This window comes from Viridibacillus sp. NPDC096237 (assembly GCF_050278625.1).
Lineage (GTDB): Bacteria > Bacillota > Bacilli > Bacillales_A > Planococcaceae > Viridibacillus.
The window spans coordinates 1-16,894 of the sequence record NZ_JBNNTI010000014.1; the positions used below are offsets into that span (position 1 = coordinate 1).

Consider the following 16,894-nt stretch of genomic DNA (forward strand, 5'->3'; position numbering starts at 1 on the left):
GGTAATCTAATCATTAGAAGAATCCTTTCTTTTGGTTAGTTCTTAGACGATTTAACCTTAACAGAAATGGATTCTTTTTTCATTTTTTAAGTGAAGTAGAAAAACCCACTGAAAACCTGACTCATCAGCTTTTTAGTGGGTTTTTCTGTTGATTGGTGAATAATCTAGGATAAAGTAATTAAATCTCATTGTCTGAAAAATAACTCACATACTCATCATCACGTAAATTTAGCAACTTTTCATGTGTTTCCCCATCATATAAATCCCAATATTTATAGCCTTTATAACCAATATATCCTATAAGGAAAAACTCTTTGCCTGCATATATAATTACTACATCCTTGATAATCAAATCCTTGGCTAACTTAACCTTTTGAGACTTTGCTTTTATTAGCAGTTCACAATTCTCAATCTGCCAATCTTTTATGCCTTCATCTAAAATGTCAAAATGCGCTTCTAAAATAGATTCTTTAAGCCTTATTGGCTCCTCTAAGTTTTGAAATTTAAGGAAATAAGCATAGCCTTTAATTTCATTGACTCTACACTGCTCGCCTTTTGGAATATATTGATCAGGATTTATTAATTCTAAATCCTTTTTTAACTGAAGTTTAGCTTTATCCCCACAAAATGATGGAGGAAAATAGATAGGTGACATTTTTTACTCCTTTAGTAACTAATAAATAACATATTCAATCTTAAAGGAAATTACAATATAACGCTATAGTAGCAAATCATCCTCAACCGCCCAATTTGGTATTCAGCAGAGTTATGTTTCGTAGATAAAAGACAAAAAAACCGACAAATCTTATCGGTTCGGAATTTATCTATAACTATTGTATAAATTCCTTAAGTAGATTATCAAAGAAAGCCTGATTTTGATGAAGATGAGATAAATGTTTCATTCCGTAAGCTCCATATTGTAAAAACAACCCCTCTTTATTTGTCTGGAAATCCAAGTGTTTGTCTGGTACGGACATTCTTTGGGCCATCGTTGCATGATATACCCAGGATTTTAAATAGCACTTTGGACGCCAATTTGTACGGGTACCCATATAATAAAAGTAGCCAAGCAGTAAACTATCGTCTTCATACCCTTGCTTCCCTTTAAAGAATTGAAGGTCGTATCCCCCAATAGCCTTTAAAGCTTTTGCCTTATGAATAACAGGGTGGACAAACCTCTCTCGTACTTCTTCTTGACTAAAACTTTTCAATACTGAAATCATGTCCTCTTTATATTCTGGAAGGACTATAAATTGACCTATTGGTTGTAACTCTCCACAACTCGTTAAAATACCAGGGGACACCATTGGCTCATCTGTAGTATCTAAAAAGTGGGTTAGAGATTCATACCAGTTTTCAGGAAATACCATATCTAAATGTATTTCGGAAATATAGTCTACTTCTTTAAAATTATCCCAAATATATTCAAAACACTTTTGCCTCGCTTGAGCAATGCCCATGTTTTCTCCATTTCCTAAAATTACATTGGGAATTTTATAATGAGCAAGCTTTGCTTCTAAAGTAGATTTGCTAAGATTTCCTTGGTTATAAATAACAACGAATTTTTCGTCCGATTCTCCTAAGCTCTCGAAGCATTGCTCAAACATTATTAAGTCTGAGGGGTGATATATAAGTGGCATTGTATGAATAATTCTCATTTAAATCAGCCTTTCTTTAAAAAGATTATTACAATGGCAGTTATATTTCATCGAAAAGGTTAAATTAAACAGCTAATTAACATGGACGCTCATGTAGGGAATTTATATCTACAAGTTAAAGGTCGCCTCAATTACTATATGCTTGAAAGTGCATTAATGTTCAGGTGAATATGGAAGAGGTGGTCATAGTAGTTGATGTACCCTAAAGTTCAAAGAAAAAACCATACCTGATTAAGGTACAGTTTTTCGTGAAGTATCTAAAATGAAGTTTATTACTACTAACTCCATTATTATTAAGTTTCAGATTTAATTTTTACATTCGGTTGTTACCTACATTAAAAGTCTACTTCTTATTTGCTTCGTAGACTTTTAACAACTTACCTTTTATAGTCGTATGCTTCATGTTTTTCAACACAATTGGACCTTTATCATTCAATATTTCAACATAAGAAAATGCATCTAAAATTGTAATGATGCCAATATCTTCTACTGTAACACCGTCAATTTTCGCAATCGTCCCAACAAAATCTACTGCTCTCAGTTTCTTTTTCTTACCACCATTAAAATATAATTTCATGATCTGCTTGTTTAATTTTTCGCTTTTCGCCTTTTTCAACGTTGGTTCAATATTCATTTTTGCCTCAAAATCCGATTTCTCATTTAAAATTTCTTCTTTTGACGGTACTTTCATGTTCGGGATTTTAAAACCAATATATTCTTCAATTTCACTTAGAAACTTGTCTTCAAATGGTGTTACTAACGTAATTGCTTTCCCTTTCTGTCCTGCGCGTCCCGTTCTTCCTGTACGATGAACATAACTTTCTTTTTCTAAAGGAAGATCGTAGTTAATGACATGTGTAATATTATCAATATCAATTCCTCTAGCAGCTACATCTGTCGCTATTAAATAACGGAAATCCCCTCGCTTAAAATCAGCCATCACTTCGAGACGAATATCTTGTACCATGCCACCGTGAATTTTATCGCAGCTATAGCCTAAATCAGCTAATTGTTCGCACAAAGTATCTACTCTGTCTTTTGTTCGGCAAAAAATAATACAACTATCTGGATTTTCGACAATCGTTAAATCTTGAATAGCAGAAAGTTTATTATTTTCTTCCACTACGACTAATGCATGGTCAATTTTATCAGTTGTAAGTCCAGTAGCCCTAATCTCAATATCAGTAGGTTTTTTCATATAGTTAAGAGCTAAGTTTTTAACAGCCTCTGGCAAAGTAGCTGAAAATAACATCGTCACTCGTTTTCGTGGTAATTCTTTAATAATTGCCTCCACTTGTTCAATGAACCCCATATTCAACATTTCATCTGCTTCATCTATAACAAGATAACGAATCTGATCCAATGCTAGAGTGCCTTTTTCAATATGATCCATGACACGACCCGGAGTACCAACTACTACATGTGTTTTTTGCTTTAATTCTGTCTTTTGGATGGCAAAAGGTTGTTTACCATAAACAGCCGTTGCTTTAATTCGTTTATATCTACCTAAATTTGTGAAATCCTCTTTGACTTGAACAGCAAGTTCTCTCGTTGGTGTTAAGATTAGAGCTTGTGGTTTATTCTCTTTCCAATCAACTAATTCACAAATTGGAATCCCATAAGAGGCCGTTTTTCCACTACCCGTTTGAGATTTCACAACAAGATCCTTATTCTCTAATACAAGCGGTATAACTTTACTTTGAACTTCTGTTGGATTTTTGTATTCTAAGCTATTTAGCGCATTTACGATTTCATTACTTAATTTATAATCTTTAAAACTTTTTCCACTCATAACTAAGCCTCATTTTTAAATTATTTACTATTAATATTTCCGAATAGATGATTATCTTATACAAACTTCCATTATACTCGAAATTTCATCTGCAAATACATTTCTGCTCTAATAATATGACCAAATGTCTTTTAATGATGTACTTAAAAATGATTTCTCATTAATTATTAGTTCTTTTCATAGACTGGAATGACGTTATATTATTTTTCCATACTATCTTTAGAAAAAATTAGAGCGGAATAAGGGGAATCGAATGAATAAAAACAAAGTGGAAGTGTCAGCGGTGATAAAGAACATACCTGCTTTTTTACAACTATTTCTTAATTCATGTCTAGTCATTTTAGCGCTCATTTTATCATTCTTACTTGTTAAAGAAATAGCGATTTTCTTGGAAATTTTAATGACTCGTGGTAGTAGTGACTATAAGCTATTCCTCGAAAATATCCTTATCTTCTTTTTATACTTCGAATTTATCACAATGATTGTAAAATATTTTAAGGAAGATTATCATTTTCCACTTAGATATTTTATATATATCGGAATTACTGCAATGATTCGGCTCATTATTGTAGAGCATGATCATCCCACCGATACATTAATTTATTCACTAATAATTTTGATTCTGATCATTGGTTATTTCATTATTAATATTACACCACTAGAAAGACCCGTTCATTTGTGGTTTTTTAATAAGAAAGAAAAAAACTAGGGATCAATTTATATTTAGCATTATGATGGCATTCCTCGTCTCTATTAATAGTTCAAATTTACATATGTATAAAGTGGTTTTGTAAGAAATTTTACTATAAAAAGGGATTACCTTTAAGGACAAAGAAACAAACAAAACCAAGGAATGTTTTCCTTGGTTTTGTTTGTTTTGATTTCCTTAGAATTTAGACTGTAATTTTGAATATTTATTATCAAAACCACACATTTTTTGTATAGATTGTGGTGCTCTTTTGATAGTCCCAGATAGAATTTTCAAAAAATAGGTACAAAGCCAAAGCAAGCGTTATTTAATATACATATAAATATAGAGCAGTATAACTAAAAAATAAATAGCGGGGTGATAAAGATAAATTTATTCCAAACAAAATATGTATTCAATTCATTATAACATTCAAAAAAACTAGCTAGAAAGAAGGTAGAATAATATGCAACCAATGGCTTGGGTGACCATATTAACTTTTTTGGTTACTCTTGTATTTATTCTTTGGCGACCTAAAGGAATTAATGAAGCCATACCTGCTACAATCGGAGCTATCATTGTATTACTAAGTGGAAGTGTCTCGCTTACTGAACTTGGAATCATTACGGAAACCATAAGCGGAGCAGCTATAACCATTATGGCAACCATTGTTATGGCAATAGTCTTAGAAAGCTTTGGGTTCTTTAACTGGGTCGCTGAAAAACTGGCGGAAAAAGCAAAAGGGTCAGGTATCCGATTATTCTGGTATGTCAATCTTTTGTGTTTTCTTATGACACTTTTTTTCAATAACGACGGTAGTATTTTAATTACAACCCCGATTTTGGTCATGTTACTAAACAATATGGGCTTAAAAAACCATCAAAAAATACCATATTTACTATCTGGGGGCTTAATCGCGACCGCCTCAAGTGCCCCTATTGGTGTAAGTAACATTGTAAATCTAATTGCCCTGAAAATCGTGCATATGAGTTTGTATGCTCATACGGCAATGATGTTTGTTCCAGCAACACTAGGTTTACTATTATTAGTTGGGCTCCTGTTCCTACGATTTAAAAAAGCCTTACCAAAAACCGTACCTACTAAAGTAACTGGACTGTCGCTACCTTCTTACCATCCACTTAAGCAAAATTCTATCTACTCTTCGGACAAGGGCCGTTCAAAGTTTATGCGAAACATCCTACTATTTGTTTTCGCAGTCCGTATCAGTCTCTTTGTTGCTTCATTTCTCTCAATTCCAGTCTCCGTCATGGCTGTTATTGGGTCCCTTGTACTTCTAGGCTGGAGATGGGCTTATTTAAAAGTACCTCCAAATGATATGCTTAAAAAAACACCATGGTATATTATTATTTTCGCGTTTAGTATGTACATCATTATTTATGGTCTAAATAATATCGGTTTAACAGACTGGTTAATAAATTTCATGCGTCCTATGGTTGCTGGAAGCCTGCTCCATACCAGTGTGTTAATGGGGATATTACTATCTGTACTTTCCAACATATTTAATAATCACCCGGCGCTTATGGTTGGAACGCTCACTTTAACAAATATGAATTTAGACTTACTATCCTTAAAGGTTGCCTATTTAGCAAATGTTATCGGAAGTGATATTGGTTCTTTACTACTTCCAATGGGCACGTTGGCTACGTTAATGTGGATGCACATTGTAAGGCGCGGAAAGGTAAAAATCACATGGTGGCAATATATAAAAATCACCATTGTCGTTATACCACCTACAGTAATATTTACATTAATAGTTTTATATTACTGGGTTACTTGGCTTTTTTAATAAGTAGCAAAACAATAATTCCACTATCACATATTGTTAGCATATGATTAAGGTTAATTTTTGTTCAAGGTAGAGAAAATTTAGACATTGTAAATTTGCGTATTATGTCATATAAATTATAAAATTGACCACTAAAAGAATATTTAAGGAATCAATTTTGATACAACACCCTTAAATCAACATGCTTTATTTTTCTACTTAAGCTAATCAACTAGGTTGGTTTAAGTAGAAACCTTCACAATCTCAATTACATTTATCAATTGATACATTTTTTTCTTATTAGGTCCAGTAGGTTTCTATCAATATTTTCTTAACATTATCTACTACCCATCAACTACAAAAAGCCACACCTAATCATGGTATGGGTCCTTCTTTATATGGCAAAGTACGTCCCTGTGAAGAGTTATAAAGCTGAGCATAGGACTAATTCATTGTGTGGAGATTGTCACAGGTTAATAACCATACTTAGCTCTGACGCTGGGCGCAAAAAAACACACTCGCTAATGCGAATGTGTTTTATATTATTTAGATAAATCGATTTTTTTATTTAATAAATAAATAGTGATTCCTCCAACAGTCATAGACAATAATTCACCAATCCCTACTGTTAACCACGTTGGCCAAAATGGAAAATCATACAGGATAGTTAATTGGCCTGCAACTGTAAACATGGATATAGCAAAAATTAATGCGGTAATAACCATCTTTAAAATATCATTTGTAATTTTTTTAGTCACTGCGCGACAAAGAATTAATACGAGAAATGTAGAAATACCACCAATTGGAACATCTAGAATCCACGTTGGTGACATGAAATTTGCAAGTACTACTCCCACTGTCACTGCCACGACATAGCGCTTGTTGTACAATGCCAAATAGTTGAACATCTCCGACAAACGTAACTGTACTGCTCCAAAACTAAAAACCGACAATAAAACAGTCACCGCTACATATAAAGCTGCGACAAGTGCCGTTTTTGTTAGCTCACTCACAGTAGTACGTGATGAGCCTTTTAAAATAGACGTATTCAATTTAAATTCTCCTTTGTAAAATAGCACGACCGCTATTTTAGTAATAACTACGACCAAAGGAAGAGAGCTATTTGCCCTATCTGAAGTGCCGTAGTGCAAGCAGTATTTTTGCTTACTCGCGTATTATATCAGAAGAATTTAACTTTGAACAACGCTATCTTGCAATCCAACCGCCATCAATCGGTACGACAGCCCCATGAATATAGTCAGATGCTTGACTGGCCAAATAAAGCGTTAAATTGGCCACTTCACTTGGTTGTGCCCAACGACCCGCGGGTGTCTCTTTAGCTACCCATTTTGCTATTTCACCATCTCCCTCAAAATCAGCCTTGTTCATAGGTGTTTGAATTGCCCCAGGTGCAATTGCATTCGCACGTATCCCTTCACGACAATAGTCTTGATCTAACTGCTTTGTATAACCAACAATTGCATGCTTAGATGCTGTATAAGCCGCGCCGCCACCACCTGCAACAAGTCCTGCAATTGATGCCATATTAACAATAACACCAGATTTCCTTTTTAACATTTGAGGTAAAATTGTATTCGTCACAAAATAAGTACCCTTTACATTTGTGTTCATAATTTTATCCCAAAGATATTCATCTGTATCGAGTGTTTTTGCAAAGCTATCCAAAACTCCTGCTGTATTCAATAAAATATCAACTTGATTGAATGTAGCCATAGCTTCTTTAAATGCTTTCTCTACATCTTCCTTTTTGCATACACTACCTACCGCGTATGCAAAGTGCGTATCATATTTTTGTTTAATGGTTACTAACCCATGCTCATCTAAATCAAAGCCAAATACATTCGCCCCATTCTCTAAAAAGGCAATTGCCTGAGCCTGTCCAATACCGGATGAAGCACCTGTTACAAATACCGTCTTTCCTGTATACTCTTCAAATTTCAAATTTTCCCCTCCTCATAACAAAAAGCCCATGATTTCTCATGAGCTTTTAGATTAATCGACGATTATCCAATCTTCTGCTAATAAATCGCATACAGTTGGTGTGAACATTGTGTAGCCCTCACCTTGCACATTAATTAAAAAGTATGGGTTCAAACTCTCGCCTTCATGTTTGCTTTGCCCAACAAGCTTAACATACAATTCAGCACCGCCCCAACCTTCACGAATTACTTTCTTGCCTGCTTTTAAAAGTGGCAATACCTTTTCAAAAGTCATTTATACTCATCCTTTATCTCGTTAATATCAATCGCTCTTTATCGGGAAAAGTATACTGGATTGTGGAAATGTTTACAACTACAGTTTGGTTACTGTAAGTTTTTTCACTATACAAAGTGCATTACTTGAATACCTATTTACTTTTGATTTCAAAGCAATAAGGTTTAACTGAAAATCACTTTATGTTATCTAAAAAGAATGCTCTACTAATTATTACTCAAACAAAAGATTTAATACACCTCGCTAAGAAGCATTTTTCTGTGATAAAAAAAGGTTTCAACGCCATATTAAGAAGGATTCAAAATGAAAGGAGAGATCAAGTATGGGAAGAGACAATAAACAAGGTAAAAGTCAAAACAAAGGTACATTACCTCAAACACCTAAAAACCAAAAAATTGCTCCAAACAAAGTGAATGAGGAATTTTCTCAAGAATTAGCTGAGCTTGAAACGTTGGTTGCAAAAAGTAAGCCAAAAAAATAGGGGATGAACATCAACGTGCCCAAGAAATTGTCGCACTTCACCATTAGGTCTGAAGTATATTTTTCAGAATTAAAAGAAGTATATTTAGTACAATAAAAAATCCCACTGGATGAGTATCCAGTGGGATTTTTTCAAGATATAGGCTAAAACCAAAAAATTACACAATCTACTTTCACGTAATGGTTTTTGTAGTTTGGTACTGATTTTTCAAACGAAACTAAGAGAGTATATTACAAATAATCAGTGCCAAACTACTTTCATTCATTTTCAAAATTCTTTTAAACATATGATAGGCATATTGAGAAATATAAAAATTAAACTGGAGGCATGTGTAAGATGAATTTCACGTATGGAGATAAAGTTGTATTAGTTGGGACAGGAGCAGTGGGGTCAAGTTATGCATATTCCCTGATTAATCAAGGAATATGCGAAGAACTGGTACTTGTTGATATAAACGAAGCAAAAACAAAAGCAGATGCAATGGATTTGAATCATGGTCTGGTTTATGCACCAGTTCCTCAAAAAATTAGCTACGGTAATTATAGTGATTGTAATGATGCAGCTATCGTTGTCATTTGTGCAGGCGCAGCGCAAAAGCCTGGAGAAACACGACTTGACCTCGTAAGCAAAAACCTTACTATTTTTAAATCCATTGTAGGGAGCATTATGGACTCTGGATTCAACGGCATATTCTTAGTAGCTTCCAATCCAGTAGATATTTTAACTTATGCAACTTGTAAATACTCCGGTCTACCTAAAGAGAGGGTGATTGGTTCAGGTACCATTTTAGATTCAGCTAGATTCCGTTATTTATTGGGGGAAGAATTTGGTGTAGCTCCAACAAGTGTTCATGCTTATATCATTGGTGAGCATGGTGATTCAGAACTTCCCGTTTGGAGTACCGCTAATATTTCAGGAAAACTAATTGCATCTGATTTAACTGATAAAAGGAAAGATGAAATTTTTTTACAAGTTCGCGATGCAGCTTATGAAATTATCGAATCAAAAGGAGCTACTTATTATGGAATCGCAATGGGGCTAGCTCGAATAACAAAAGCCATCTTACGAAATGAAGAAGTTGTATTACCTGTTGGCTCATTATTAGAAGGAGAATACGGTAATAGCGATGTATATATTGGTGTTCCTACAATCATTAATCGTGGCGGAAGGAAAGGTATCGTAGAGCTATCTTTGAACCCAAAGGAAAAGGAGAAGTTAGCAAATTCCGTAAAAACATTGAAAGAAGTTCAATCTCAATTTTGGGGGTGATTTCAAAATAGCAAAAGGATTTCTAACAAAGGAGCTATAGATCATGTTAGTAGAAACATACAATCCATTCAATCAATTACTTCTCTCCTCAACGGTTGTTACATATTTGTGGCTTAGTAAATAGTCAGTATTTGTATGTGCAGCTACATGTTTATTAACATACGAATTGAAAGATGTAGTTTTTCCTGTATTAAGGAAATCACACTATTCCACATGTCCCTCAATACTCCATAAATACGCAACGAGCCTTAGAAGCGATTCTAAAGGCTCGTTTTTTCTGCTATTTTATTTTTTGAGAAAAGTGGACCTTCTCAGTGGTCTCAATCGCTCATAAGCCTTTATTAAACTTTATGGACTTTATGAACTTTATGGACTTCATATATTCCTTACTTTTTTACATTCCATCTCCGCTTCCCACTTAGTTATTTCCTCCCGAACACGGGGTGCTACTTCTGTTCCTAGTAGCTCAATCGCTCTCATCACTTGGCCATGCGGCATCGTGCTTAACGGTACATACATCATAAAGCGTGTAATGCCTACATTTTTACGAAGGTGAATGATCTTTTGGGCAACCGTTTCTGGATCACCAACGTACAGTGCACCTTCAAAACTGCGCGCGGCATCGAAGCTAGAACGGTCATAATGCGCCCAGCCCCGCTCCTTGCCGAGTTTATTCATGCCTGCCTGAGTAGATGGGAAAAATGTATCTGCCGCTATTTCCGTATTCTCTGCAATAAATCCTATCGAATGCGATCCGACCTTAAGCCGCGATTCGTCATGACCAGCGTGCGCTGCCGCTTTCTTATAAAGCTGCACGAGCGGTTCAAACTGCATCGGATTTCCACCAATTATCGCTAGCATCAGTGGCAGTCCTAGCAGCCCTGCACGGATAGCAGACTCCTGATTGCCTCCGCTACCAACCCATATCGGTAACGGATTCTGGACGGGGCGTGGATACACGCCCAAATTGTTAATCGCTGGCCGATGCCCGCCCTTCCAGATTACTTTTTCGGACTCCCTTATTTTAAGGAGCAATTCCAAATGTTCTTCAAACAGCTCTTCATAGTCATTCAGATCATAACCAAATAGTGGAAAAGACTCAACAAAGGAACCCCGACCCGCCATAATTTCCGCACGTCCATTTGAAATGCCATCGAGGGTAGCAAAATCCTGAAAAACGCGCACAGGATCAACTGAAGAAAGCACCGTCACTGCACTGGTCAGCCGAATCCGTTTCGTCTGCGCTGCAGCCGCAGAAAGTACAACTGCTGGTGAAGATGCCGCATAATCCTTCCGATGATGCTCACCTACGCCAAACACATCAAGTCCCACTCGATCGGCAAGAACAATCTCCTCGACAACTTCACGCAATCGCTGTGCGTGACTCATCACTTCCCCTGTCTTAACGTCCGGCTTTGTTTCTACAAACGATGTAATACCTATCTCCACGGTCAATCTCCCCTATTCTAATAGCTTTTTTCTCTGTCAATAGCTTTGAAAGCAAATTTTAAATATATATATCTTTATTCCGGGCTATTATTTGGTTCTTTTCAAGCAGGATGATGTGTAGCTCTGATTAATGTTACTGAATCTGCATATTTGAATATCATCTTAAACGAGCTTTATTTTAATACAGCAGCCGTAGCGTGGCAGGTCATTGCCCAAAACAGGAGAGCTAAAGCACTAACAAATACTCCAAGCAAGCATACTCCGTCCCAGCCATAGTGTGCATATATCTGAGTCGAAGCGATTGAACCAGTAGCACTGCCAATGGAATAGAAAACCATATATCCGGCTGTGATACGACTACGCGCCTCTGCACCCAATGCTAAGATCATACTTTGATTAGTGACATGCACGGCCTGCACCGCCAAGTCAAGAAGAACAATGCCAATGACCAATGCGAACAGCGAATGTTCTATATAGCTGATTAACAACCATGATATCAACAATAGGATCAAAGCTACGCCTGTCGTTCTCTGTCCGTAGCCTTGATCGGCTAGCTTCCCCGCCCGTGCTGCAGCTAACGCTCCGGCAATTCCTGCGAGGCCAAACGCCCCAATTGCAGTGTGCGAAAGAAATAATGGCGGTGCGCTAAGAGGCAGTACTAGTGAAGTCCACAAAATGCTGAAAGCAGCAAAAATCAGCAGAGCCAGAATAGCACGAATGCGTAATATTGGTTCTTGTGCGAACAAGATAAACACCGACCTAAGTAACTGAGGATACGACAGTGATTTTACCCCTTGTTCAACATTTGGTAACACCTTAAATAATGCACAAACCATTAGAAGCATCAGCGTTGCAGAGACCAAATAGACGGAACGCCAACCCGCAATATCTGTTAAAACCCCAGAAATGGTTCGCGCAAGAAGTATGCCAATCACAATTCCACTTGTTACCATTCCTACGACACGTCCTCGTTCGGCTGGGGCAGCCATTGTTGCCGCGAATGCCACAAGAGTCTGTGTCACGACGGCAAGCAACCCCACCAAAGCCATACCTACGAATAGTGTCGAGCTAGAGGAGGCAGTACCAACTATAACTAGAGCTATCATGGATAATAGCATCTGACCAATAATCAGTCGGCGTTGGTTCAGTAAATCTCCAAGTGGTACCAGTAGCAATAATCCCGCTGCATAAAAGATCTGAGTAATGGTAATGAGTATTCCAATAGTTGAATGGCCAATACCGAACTCACTCGACAAATTATCGAGTATCGGTTGTGCGAAGTAGATATTGGCAACGGACATCCCGCAGACAACCGCAAATAATAGCGTCACATTGCGAGGCATGGAAGAACTATGAACTGGACCAGACATGATAAGCGCCTCCTGTGACAACTGCTACTTTTTCTTTAACCTCCTCCATTTTGTCCCCCCTTCTCTATTAATTTTAAACTCCGATCATTATAACATACCGAACGGTACATTATAATTCCCAGTAAATATAACTCATAGAAACAATTACTGTCAATAAATATATTTGATTTAACCGATTCCAACTTAAAGTAAGACCTTACTTCAATAAAATAAACCAAGCTACATTTGACAAAATAAATGTCTAATTATAAAATTATATTATACTGTTCGGTAATGAAATAGACGCAACTTGAATTTACGATTGGAATCATTAATAGAAAAAATCAAGAGTGATAAGAGGTATTAATTATGGGACGAACCCGCGAATTTGACGAAGAAAAAGTATTAGATGCAGCTATGCAACTATTTTGGGAGAAGGGATATGAAGCTACCTCATTAAGCGATTTAACTTCCCGAATGGGCATTCAACGACCTAGTATTTATTCAGCCTTTGGAGACAAGAAAGAATTGTTCGAAACCGCTCTACGCAAGTACACAATGACCCGTGCTTCCGATGTACGAACCAGACTTCAAAATAATCCATCTGTAAAAGAAGCATTTTGCACTTTTTTTAAAGATGTGGCTGATGAGGAGTATACTAAAAATCGTAGTCGAGGATGCTTTTGCATCAATACAATGGTCGAACTCGCTCCTCATGATGAGAAATTTGAAATTCTTACAAGGGAACATCAAATGTACCTTTCAATCATATTTCAAGAAACCATTGAGCGAGGTATACAATCAGGTGAGCTCGAGGCCGATGTAAACGCGAAAGCTTTATCACAGGCGCTAATCGTATCGTTAATTGGACTAACCGTAATAATGAAATCTCGTCCAGAGCGATCATTTGTTGATAATACAATAGATGTAATACTTACATTGCTTAAGTAATTTAGAATGAATACAATTTTTAACGACTGGGAATCATTTTCTGGTCTTTGTTTATAATGAAAGGTTCCAGGTTCTAAAACAATTCAGAGTTGTTTTGAAACCTGGTACTTTTTATTTCAGTTTCTCTCCAAAATTGCAAATTAAATACTCTACTTAGAATGCATATTTACAATGTTCCTTACTGTGATATAAATACCCATCATCCCACAGTATGTTAGGAACTGTCGAAGTAAATAAATTTTTAAAATCCAATAATTAATGCTAGATCGAAATTAGTTTTTATATTTGGGAAAGATTTCTATCTTGACCTAAAAATCTCATTTATTTATGATAGGGTTAGCCTCAAATAGTCTAAAAGTAATTTATTTATCTCCTAACATAGATCATAAGGTATAATACTTCTATATATTTCTATAAAAGGAATGGTTACTAGATGTTTAAAGATCAAACAAGATATTCCCGTCTCGCTAATATAACTAAAATGATCAATACGAAGCTTGATTTACATGACGTATTAGAACAGGTAACAATCGCAATATCTGAGGAAATCGTCCGATGTAATTCTGTCGGCATTTATTTACCTCAGGAGGATGGATCATTTAGAGGATATGTAGGAAAACCAGAGTATATAAATGGATTGAAGCTGAATATGCATATCATTGATACTGATATCGATCTATTAGCAAACGAAGTTATTGAAACAAAAAAAACAATCTACATTCCTGATACGTCAAAGGATAATCGACCCGATCCAAGAGCTGTTGACGGGTTTCAAATTAAATCCTTATTAGCTCTTCCTATCTCTTTTGAAGATGAGTTATTTGGTCTTGTTTTTTTATTTGATTATGGAACTCCAATGAACTTAACGGAGGATGAAATTCAAACAGTTGAGGCATATGTGAATATGGCTGCAGTTGCTATTCAAAACGCAAACAATTTAACTCATAAAGAGCATCTCATTAAAGAAAAGCAGCTGCTCCTTGATGCTACACGCGATTTATCGATGTGTTCCTCTATGCAAGAGAGTCTTGATAAATGTTTTTTCTACTTAGCACAAGCTTTAGATGCTTATAATATAGGCGTTCATCTACTTGACCCAATTGCTGAGAAAAGAATTAAACCTGCAAGATTAAGTAAAAATAGTGACTGGACAGAAGAAGACTGGATAAAAACACATAATAAGATAAAAATTGACCAAAGCAATGACTCTGTGATGCAAGAGGTATTTGAAACAAGGAAAGCCATTCTCATTCCAGATGTATTTACAGATGAAAGACCTAACCACGATGTTTGCCGTAATTTTGGCATAAAGGGTATGCTTATGTTTCCTTTGATTTCAATGGGTGAGATTTTAGGTCAAATATCTGTTGTAAATCTAAGTGAGAACGAGATTCTCTATTCGGAAACTGAATTACAACTAGCCCAATCCATTATTGATACGACAGCCGCTACTTTGTCAAACCTCCTATATATGGAGAAGCAAGAGGTCATTATTGAAAAAAGAACATCGGAAATTACGATGAAAAACCAAGAGCTTGAAAGAGTTATAGCAGAATTACAGCAACTCAGCCGTGAGAAGGAATTGATTCTCAACTCTGCAGGGGAAGGAATCTTTGGTTTAGACCTTGATCGAAATATTACATTTTGTAATCCAGCAGGTGCACATATGTTAGGATACGAAACAGAAGTTGAATTAATCGGGAAATCAGTAAGTATCATCATTAACGGAAGTGAAACAGGAAGAAAGAATAGCGTTTCATCTTATTTAGAGGTAATTTCTGGAGGTTATTTAAAAAATGGCAAGTTTTTTAGAAAAGACAATTCTGGCTTTCCCGTTGAATATGTCATCTCCTTAATAAAAGAAGAAGAAGAGATTGTAGGAGAAGTTGTCACGTTTAAAGATATAACTAAAAGGAAGAAAATGGAGGAAGAGATTACATACCATGCATACTTTGATAGTTTAACAGATTTACCTAACCGAGTTCTTTTAACAGACAAGTTAACCCAAGGGCTGACACATGCAAAAGAGAATGGAGAAAAATTAGCTGTATTATATTTAGATTTAGATCGTTTTAAATATATAAATGATTCGCTTGGGCACAGCTTTGGAGATCGATTATTACGAGATGTCGCCAATCGTTTACGAGACTGCGTTCCGAATACGGCAACGTTATCACGACAAGGTGGTGATGAATTCGCAATTTATTTACCTCATATTAGTACTGAAAATGATGTTTTAAAGGTTGTTAATCTTATAATTGATACTTTTTCTACACCTTTTAATTTACTAGATAATGAAATATATATTAAAACGAGTATTGGTATAAGTCTATTCCCTGATAACGGCTATACTACGGATACGTTAATCAAAAATGCGGATACGGCAATGTACAAAGCAAAAGAAACAACGGGTAATAGTTATCATTTTTTTAGTGACGGAATGAATATAAGAACTTTTGAAAATATCAAGCTTGAAAATGCTCTATATAAGGCTTTAGAACAAGATGAGCTTGTTCTCTTTTATCAGCCTCAGATCAACTATAAGACGAATCAGTTTGAGGGAGTAGAAGCTTTAGTGAGATGGAATCATCCAGAACAAGGGATGATTTCACCAGATAAGTTTATTCCTATTGCTGAAGAAACAGGTTTAATCGTTCCTATCGGTGAATGGGTTCTTAAAGAGGCTTGTGAACAATTAAAATCATGGCACAATCAAGGGTATCCATTAAAAAGTATGTCCGTAAATTTATCAGTTCGTCAGTTCGAACAAAATAATTTATTTTCTATTGTCAAAAACGTATTAAAAAAAGCAGATTTGTCACCTGAGTATTTACATCTAGAGCTCACAGAAAATCTGATTGTGAAAAATACAGAGTTAACCTTAAAAACGATGAAACAATTAAATGGTCTTGGTATTAACTTAGCCATTGATGATTTTGGTACTGGCTATTCATCCTTAGGGTATTTAAAGAACTTGCCCATTTCTACATTAAAAATTGATAAGTCCTTTGTACAAGAAATGACAGAAGATGAAGCAGCAATTACAAATACGATAATTACGCTCGCCCAAAATTTAAACCTTGAAGTAATTGCTGAAGGTGTCGAGACAAAAGAACAAGCAGAATTTTTATCTACTCAAGATTGTTATTTGATGCAAGGTTATTTTTTCAGTAAGCCAATGTCGGCAGATGATATTGTGAAAAAGTACTTTTCATATAATTCTATTTAATAAAAGG

Annotated in this window: 14 protein-coding genes; 6 read left to right on the forward strand and 8 right to left on the reverse strand. The window is 35.7% G+C overall.

What is annotated here, in order from left to right; genetic code table 11:
* Positions 1 to 178 precede the first annotated feature (178 nt).
* The 3 genes from ACQKMD_RS09870 to ACQKMD_RS09880 all read right to left on the reverse strand — a co-directional run bounded on the left by ACQKMD_RS09870 (position 179) and on the right by ACQKMD_RS09880 (position 3,450).
* Positions 179 to 655, reverse strand: a complete 477-nt coding sequence (locus ACQKMD_RS09870) for a hypothetical protein (protein WP_427751592.1) — start codon at positions 653 to 655, stop codon at positions 179 to 181.
* Positions 656 to 830: 175 nt separating this feature from the next.
* Positions 831 to 1,658 (reverse strand): hypothetical protein, encoded by an 828-nt coding sequence (locus tag ACQKMD_RS09875; RefSeq protein ID WP_427751594.1) that lies wholly within the window; start codon positions 1,656 to 1,658, stop codon positions 831 to 833.
* 343 nt (positions 1,659 to 2,001) lie between these two features.
* Positions 2,002 to 3,450: a DEAD/DEAH box helicase gene (locus ACQKMD_RS09880; protein WP_427751595.1), complete on the reverse strand. Its 1,449-nt coding sequence runs from the start codon at positions 3,448 to 3,450 to the stop codon at positions 2,002 to 2,004.
* Positions 3,451 to 3,703: 253 nt separating this feature from the next.
* Here ACQKMD_RS09880 and psiE point away from each other — a divergent pair, with 253 nt between their 5' ends.
* The gene (gene psiE, locus ACQKMD_RS09885; protein WP_427751597.1) at positions 3,704 to 4,159 is read left to right on the forward strand and encodes a phosphate-starvation-inducible protein PsiE; all 456 of its coding nucleotides are present in this window, start codon (positions 3,704 to 3,706) and stop codon (positions 4,157 to 4,159) included.
* A 454-nt stretch (positions 4,160 to 4,613) separates the two neighbouring features.
* Positions 4,614 to 5,945 carry an arsenic transporter gene (locus ACQKMD_RS09890; protein WP_427751714.1) on the forward strand — a complete coding sequence of 444 codons (1,332 nt, stop codon included), beginning with the start codon at positions 4,614 to 4,616 and terminating at the stop codon, positions 5,943 to 5,945.
* Positions 5,946 to 6,466: 521 nt separating this feature from the next.
* Here ACQKMD_RS09890 and ACQKMD_RS09895 read toward each other — a convergent pair.
* The 3 genes from ACQKMD_RS09895 to ACQKMD_RS09905 all read right to left on the reverse strand — a co-directional run bounded on the left by ACQKMD_RS09895 (position 6,467) and on the right by ACQKMD_RS09905 (position 8,159).
* Entirely contained in the window at positions 6,467 to 6,976 is a 510-nt protein-coding gene (locus ACQKMD_RS09895) for a QueT transporter family protein (protein ID WP_427751599.1), read from the reverse strand.
* 154 nt (positions 6,977 to 7,130) lie between these two features.
* Entirely contained in the window at positions 7,131 to 7,886 is a 756-nt protein-coding gene (locus ACQKMD_RS09900) for a 3-oxoacyl-ACP reductase (protein ID WP_427751601.1), read from the reverse strand.
* A 51-nt stretch (positions 7,887 to 7,937) separates the two neighbouring features.
* Positions 7,938 to 8,159: a DUF2829 domain-containing protein gene (locus ACQKMD_RS09905; protein ID WP_427751603.1), complete on the reverse strand. Its 222-nt coding sequence runs from the start codon at positions 8,157 to 8,159 to the stop codon at positions 7,938 to 7,940.
* A gap of 322 nt (positions 8,160 to 8,481) precedes the next feature.
* On the opposite strand from ACQKMD_RS09905, the gene ACQKMD_RS09910 reads away from it, so the two are divergent.
* Together ACQKMD_RS09910 and ACQKMD_RS09915 are read left to right on the forward strand one after the other, a co-directional pair.
* On the forward strand, positions 8,482 to 8,640 hold the full coding sequence (locus ACQKMD_RS09910; protein WP_427751605.1) for a YfhD family protein: 159 nt from the start codon (positions 8,482 to 8,484) through the stop codon (positions 8,638 to 8,640).
* Positions 8,641 to 8,976: 336 nt separating this feature from the next.
* Complete coding sequence (locus tag ACQKMD_RS09915) at positions 8,977 to 9,909, forward strand: L-lactate dehydrogenase (RefSeq protein ID WP_427751606.1); 933 nt, start codon at positions 8,977 to 8,979, stop codon at positions 9,907 to 9,909.
* Positions 9,910 to 10,284: 375 nt separating this feature from the next.
* Here ACQKMD_RS09915 and ACQKMD_RS09920 read toward each other — a convergent pair whose 3' ends face one another.
* Together ACQKMD_RS09920 and ACQKMD_RS09925 are read right to left on the reverse strand one after the other, a co-directional pair.
* On the reverse strand, positions 10,285 to 11,358 hold the full coding sequence (locus ACQKMD_RS09920; protein ID WP_427751607.1) for an LLM class flavin-dependent oxidoreductase: 1,074 nt from the start codon (positions 11,356 to 11,358) through the stop codon (positions 10,285 to 10,287).
* Between the two features lie 173 nt (positions 11,359 to 11,531).
* On the reverse strand, positions 11,532 to 12,728 hold the full coding sequence (locus ACQKMD_RS09925; protein WP_427751609.1) for an MFS transporter: 1,197 nt from the start codon (positions 12,726 to 12,728) through the stop codon (positions 11,532 to 11,534).
* Between the two features lie 348 nt (positions 12,729 to 13,076).
* On the opposite strand from ACQKMD_RS09925, the gene ACQKMD_RS09930 reads away from it, so the two are divergent.
* Together ACQKMD_RS09930 and ACQKMD_RS09935 are read left to right on the forward strand one after the other, a co-directional pair.
* Entirely contained in the window at positions 13,077 to 13,658 is a 582-nt protein-coding gene (locus ACQKMD_RS09930; RefSeq protein ID WP_427751611.1) for a TetR/AcrR family transcriptional regulator, read from the forward strand.
* A gap of 433 nt (positions 13,659 to 14,091) precedes the next feature.
* On the forward strand, positions 14,092 to 16,887 hold the full coding sequence (locus tag ACQKMD_RS09935; protein ID WP_427751614.1) for a bifunctional diguanylate cyclase/phosphodiesterase: 2,796 nt from the start codon (positions 14,092 to 14,094) through the stop codon (positions 16,885 to 16,887).
* Positions 16,888 to 16,894 lie beyond the last annotated feature (7 nt).

Bases quoted from the DNA above. Each gene is read 5' to 3' on its own strand.
- ACQKMD_RS09870 (WP_427751592.1), bottom strand. From the start codon at position 655: ATGTCACCTATCTATTTTCCTCCATCATTTTGTGGGGATAAAGCTAAA.
- ACQKMD_RS09875 (WP_427751594.1), bottom strand. From the start codon at position 1,658: ATGAGAATTATTCATACAATGCCACTTATATATCACCCCTCAGACTTA.
- ACQKMD_RS09880 (WP_427751595.1), bottom strand. From the start codon at position 3,450: ATGAGTGGAAAAAGTTTTAAAGATTATAAATTAAGTAATGAAATCGTA.
- psiE (WP_427751597.1), top strand. From the start codon at position 3,704: ATGAATAAAAACAAAGTGGAAGTGTCAGCGGTGATAAAGAACATACCT.
- ACQKMD_RS09890 (WP_427751714.1), top strand. From the start codon at position 4,614: ATGGCTTGGGTGACCATATTAACTTTTTTGGTTACTCTTGTATTTATT.
- ACQKMD_RS09905 (WP_427751603.1), bottom strand. From the start codon at position 8,159: ATGACTTTTGAAAAGGTATTGCCACTTTTAAAAGCAGGCAAGAAAGTA.
- ACQKMD_RS09910 (WP_427751605.1), top strand. From the start codon at position 8,482: ATGGGAAGAGACAATAAACAAGGTAAAAGTCAAAACAAAGGTACATTA.
- ACQKMD_RS09915 (WP_427751606.1), top strand. From the start codon at position 8,977: ATGAATTTCACGTATGGAGATAAAGTTGTATTAGTTGGGACAGGAGCA.
- ACQKMD_RS09925 (WP_427751609.1), bottom strand. From the start codon at position 12,728: ATGTCTGGTCCAGTTCATAGTTCTTCCATGCCTCGCAATGTGACGCTA.
- ACQKMD_RS09930 (WP_427751611.1), top strand. From the start codon at position 13,077: ATGGGACGAACCCGCGAATTTGACGAAGAAAAAGTATTAGATGCAGCT.
- ACQKMD_RS09935 (WP_427751614.1), top strand. From the start codon at position 14,092: ATGTTTAAAGATCAAACAAGATATTCCCGTCTCGCTAATATAACTAAA.